The sequence below is a fragment of the uncultured Pseudophaeobacter sp. genome, assembly GCA_905479575.1.
Taxonomy (GTDB): Bacteria; Pseudomonadota; Alphaproteobacteria; order Rhodobacterales; family Rhodobacteraceae; genus Pseudophaeobacter.
The window spans coordinates 1-4,815 of record CAJQNB010000093.1; the positions used below are offsets into that span (position 1 = coordinate 1).

A 4,815-nucleotide genomic window follows, 5' to 3' on the forward strand; every position below is an offset into this window, starting at 1 on the left:
TCTTTTTTGGAAAATCCCAAAAATAACGCAAAATCACGGGGTTAATCCCAAAATCACCCAGCCAATCCAAAACCAAACACCCAAACACCGCCCCAAACCACAACACTCAACACGCCCCAGCCAAGACTCACCCAAGACAACACATCAAAACCACGCCCGCGAACCAAACAGCCCCCCTCACCCTTCCAAAACATCCAAACCAAAACCGCTAAACCCGCAAAACAACAAAACTGCGGACAACAAACCCAAACAAACGAAGCGCCAGCAAAACCACAATCACCGTCAAATAGATCAAGGGCTCGATCTGAAATCCTTTCGCCAGCATCACGTAGTGTAGGCCGCCCAGGAAAGCGGCGGGATAGGTCAGCAGATGAAGACGTTTCCATTTGCGGCCAAGACGTTTGACAGAGGCGTCATTCGAGGTGAGCGCAAGCGGCACCATGAGAACAAAACCCGCCATGCCAATGGTGATATAGGGTCGCTTGGCAATGTCAGCGAGGATCTGACTGACAATTTGCACATCCAGCAGCAGCCAGACCAGCAGATGCAGAGCCACATAGGTAAAGGTCAGCAGGCCCAGCGCCCGACGGAACCTGATCAAATTCACCCCGACAAAGCGGCGCAACGGCGTGACCGCCAACCCCAAGATCAATAGCTGCAGGGCGCGTTCTCCTAACTCATGCTCCAACGCCTTGACCGGATCAGCCCCCAGCCCCCCGGTCATTCCTAAATAGAGCAGCCAGACAGGATAAAGAGACCCAAGCAAATACAGAACCCAAGTAGGAATTCTGCGCAGAGCAGTATTTATGGCGTCGATCATCTGGCGAAACGTCCTCATCCGTCGTTCTGGCGCGTTTTAACGCGGGCAACTCCACCCTCTTGAATACGTGGCGATGAGGCCTCCAGCGAGGAGACCCCAAAATACGCTGCCCCGCCACAATGCGTCCTGCCGCTCAGGGCCCAATCGGGGCACCAGAGCGGAGGACTAAAAGAACTTGGCCAGATCCATTCCTTCATACAGTGATGCAACCTCATCACCGTAGCCATTGAACATCAGGGTATCCTGACGGCTGGCAAACAACCCGCCGCCCAGACGACGCTCAGAGGCCTGGCTCCACCGTGGATGCGAGACCTCCGGGTTCACATTGCTGTAGAAACCGTACTCTCGCGCGTTTGCCATGTTCCAGCTGGTCTGGGGTTCTTTATCCGTCAGGGTAATCCGCACAATGGATTTGATTGATTTGAAGCCGTATTTCCACGGCACCACCAATCGCAAAGGCGCGCCGTTCTGGTTTGGCAGGTCTTTGCCAAAGATACCGGTCGCCATCAGGGTCAGCGGGTGCATGGCCTCATCCAGGCGCAGACCTTCGCGGTACGGCCAATCCAGCACCCGGTACGCGGTGCCGGGCATTTCAGAGGGACGATAGAGCGTTTCAAAGGCCACGTATTTGGCCTCTGACTTTACACCGGCCAGGGCCAGCAAGTCGGCCAATTCAAACCCGGTCCAGGGCACCACCATCGACCAGGCCTCGACACAGCGGAAGCGGTAGATCCGTTCTTCCAGGGTCATCTCGCCCAGGATCTGCTGGAAATCATAGTCGCCGGGGCGCTCCACCATCCCGTCAATCTTGACGCTCCAGGGAGTGGTGGTCAGCTGACCGGCATATTTGGCAGGGTCACCTTTGCCGGTGCCAAACTCATAGTAGTTGCAATAGTTGGTCACATCTTCCCAGGAGTTTGGCTCCAGAGTTTCAGCCTGTGCTGGCCCTGGCAACCCGCCAATCCCGGCCAGCCCCGCCATACCGCCAAGCCCCGCCATGATCTGGCGGCGGTTCATAAATGTAGCTTTGGGCGTCACATCTGCGGCAGTCAGAGTATTGGTCCAGCGACGGGCCATGAGGGCGTCTCCTAAAATGTGTCAGTCCCAACTGACCTAACCCAGCACGCCGCGCAGGCCAAAACATATCCTGTCACGTCTGCGCGACGGCACTGTAACTTGGCATGATTTCATTCATCGGGCGAGAGTGACCATCCTCCTGCATGATGCGCACATGACGGCGGCGCAGCTTGCGCGGTTCAGTCACCCCAACCGAATGCGCGATGGTTTCAACCTCATGGATGATCTCGGTGGCATAGCGCGCCACGCGTTTGTATTTATCTTCGACCACCAGGCCTTTTTGAAACCGTGGATCATGGGTGGTAATGCCAGTGGGGCAGGTGTTTTTGTTGCATTTCAGCGCCTGAATACAGCCCAGCGAAAACATGAAACCACGCGCTGAAGTGACAAAATCCGCGCCCGCCGCCAGCGCCCAGGCCACATCGCCAGGATTGACCAGCTTGCCGCTGGAAATCAGCCGGATACGATCGCGAAAGCCGTATTCATCCCGCAGATTACAGACCAGCGGCAGGGCTTCGCGCACCGACATGCCCACCAGATCAATCAGCGGCATCGGCGCCGCCCCGGTGCCGCCTTCGCCACCATCTATGGTGATGAAATCCGGCGCTGCCTTGGGACGCGAGGCAATCACCATAAACATTTCCCGCATCACCACTTCCGAGCCAACCACGGTTTTGATGCCAACCGGTTTGCCCGTCACCTCCCGCACATGAGAGATCATGTCCAATAGATCATCAAAGTCCCGCATCTCGGGGTGCCGGTTGGGCGAGATGCTGGCCTGCCCCTCGGCAATGCCGCGAATGGCGGCGATCTCGGCGCTGACCTTTGCGGCCGGCAGGATACCACCTTTGCCCGGTTTGGCCCCCTGGGACAGTTTCAGCTCAAACATCCGCACCGTGGGGTTGGCAGCAATCTCGCGCAGCTTGGTGTCGCTCAATCCACCCTCGGGGTTGCGCACACCATATTTGGCGGTGCCAATCTGAAAGACAATATCGCAGCCGCCCTCCAGGTGAAACGGGCTGAGCCCGCCCTCCCCGGTGTTCAACCAAACCCCGGCCTCGCGTGCGCCCCGGCTCAGGGCCCGCACCGCCGGCTGCGACAGCGCGCCATAACTCATGCCCGAGATATTAAAGAAAGAGGGCGCCATGTAGGGCACCCGTGCATCTGCGCCAATACACAGGGGTTCGGTACTGGCATATTGATCATCCAGCGGCGGAAAGGGCGCGTTTACAAAAATAGGGGTGCCCGGCACGGAAATGTTGCGGGTTGATCCAAAGGCAACGGTATTTCCCACCCCTTCGGCGGCGCGGCCAACCCATTCACGTTGGGCCCGATTAAAGGGCATCTCTTCCCGGTCCATTGCAAAGAAATATTGCCGGAAAAACTCTCCCATGGTGCTGAACAAATGGCGAAATCTACCAACAACAGGGTAGTTCCTGCGGATCGCATCCTGGGTCTGCAGCCGGTCCACAACAAACAAAAGCAAGCCCACCAGCACCAGAGCGCCAAGAAAGAAAACAAATCCGAGTGCAAGAAACTCTATAGCCTTTGCCGCGAAACCCATGCAAAAACTCCTATATATAAATGCAACAGGCGACCCTGTGCTGCCTGTCTCTATCTCCCTAAAATGAGGGGGATGCCCACAATGGGCAAGGTACTGCTGTTCACATTGGGAGAAGTCAGATGAAATATTTCACCGTCGCCGCCAGTTTTGCCATGAACACGCTGTTGTTCACCCCAGCACAAGCCGACGACATGGTCAGCTACACCACCGGGCTGGACTATGGGGATGTGACCTTTGGTCTGGAAAGCGCCATAACCGACCGTGGCTTTGTGGTCGACCACATCAGCCACGTGGGCGAGATGTTGGAGCGCACCCGCGCCGATGTTGGATCCGATGTGGTTCTGTTTCAGCAGGCTGACGTCTATTCCTTCTGCTCCGCCACACTGTCACGTCAGGTGATGGAAGCCGACCCGATGAACATCACCTTCTGCCCCTATGACATCTTTGTCGCCCAGCGCCCCGGCGAAGACAGCGTCACCGTGGGTTTTCGCAGCTTCCCAGAGGGGGCGATGCAGGTGATCCAGACCCTGTTGGACGAGATCGTGCAGGAAGCCATTGAGGAATAACCTCACCCGCAGCCCGTTGCCCCAACACAGGTCTCTAATAACAAAAGCCCGCCAAAACTGGCGGGCTTTCTCATGTTCAGCGTAAAAACCGCGTGTCAGTGCACCACGGCGTCATCCGGTTTTGGCCGCTCAGTGGTGCCAAGGCGATCGCCGATGATCAGCCCGTCGCCACCAGCCGAAACGGGGATGGTATCGCCGTCTTTGACTTCACCGCTCAGCAGCAGTTCCGCCAGGGCGTTCTGCAAGGCGCGCTGGATCACCCGCTTGAGCGGGCGCGCCCCAAAGACCGGGTCATAGCCTTCATCCGCCAGCCAGGTCTTGGCGCCCTCGTCCAAAGACAGGGTGATCTTGCGCGCGGCCAGACGTTTGGCCAGGCGGGCGATCTGGATATCAACGATACCGTCCATATCCTTGCGCGCCAGACGGTCAAAGATGATGGTCTCATCCAGACGGTTGAGGAACTCTGGCCGGAAATGCGCCCGCACTGCATCCATCACGTCCCGTTTGGCATCCGAGGCATCCGCCCCTTCAGGCAACTGGCTCAGCGCCTGGGCGCCAAGGTTCGAGGTCAGGATGATCAGCGTCTGCTTAAAATCAACCGTGCGCCCCTGACCATCGGTGAGCATGCCGTCGTCCAGAACCTGCAACAGCACGTTAAAGACATCCGGGTGCGCTTTTTCCACCTCGTCCAGCAGCAATAATGCATACGGCCGGCGTCTAACGGCTTCGGTAAGGTAGCCTCCTTCCTCAAAGCCCACATAGCCCGGCGGCGCACCAATTAGACGCGC

The 4,815-nt window shown here is 57.5% G+C and carries 5 protein-coding genes; 1 reads left to right on the forward strand and 4 read right to left on the reverse strand.

Features of this window, described 5'->3' with window-relative positions; all coding sequences use genetic code 11:
• Window positions 1–208: 208 nt before the first annotated feature.
• The 3 genes from msrQ to QZ268_RS19815 all read right to left on the reverse strand — a co-directional run bounded on the left by msrQ (window position 209) and on the right by QZ268_RS19815 (window position 3,461).
• Window positions 209–820 (reverse strand): protein-methionine-sulfoxide reductase heme-binding subunit MsrQ, encoded by a 612-nt coding sequence (gene msrQ / locus QZ268_RS19805; protein WP_295455899.1) that lies wholly within the window; start codon window positions 818–820, stop codon window positions 209–211.
• A gap of 165 nt (window positions 821–985) precedes the next feature.
• A complete protein-coding gene (msrP, locus tag QZ268_RS19810; RefSeq protein ID WP_295455901.1) occupies window positions 986–1,897 on the reverse strand; it encodes a protein-methionine-sulfoxide reductase catalytic subunit MsrP in 912 nt (303 codons plus the stop codon).
• Window positions 1,898–1,970: 73 nt separating this feature from the next.
• A complete protein-coding gene (locus tag QZ268_RS19815) occupies window positions 1,971–3,461 on the reverse strand; it encodes an FMN-binding glutamate synthase family protein (protein ID WP_295455903.1) in 1,491 nt (496 codons plus the stop codon).
• 119 nt (window positions 3,462–3,580) lie between these two features.
• On the opposite strand from QZ268_RS19815, the gene QZ268_RS19820 reads away from it, so the two are divergent.
• Window positions 3,581–4,027: a DUF302 domain-containing protein gene (locus tag QZ268_RS19820; protein ID WP_295455905.1), complete on the forward strand. Its 447-nt coding sequence runs from the start codon at window positions 3,581–3,583 to the stop codon at window positions 4,025–4,027.
• 95 nt (window positions 4,028–4,122) lie between these two features.
• Here QZ268_RS19820 and QZ268_RS19825 read toward each other — a convergent pair.
• A partial coding sequence (locus QZ268_RS19825) for an AAA family ATPase (protein ID WP_295455907.1) occupies window positions 4,123–4,815 on the reverse strand: 693 nt, incomplete at its 5' end.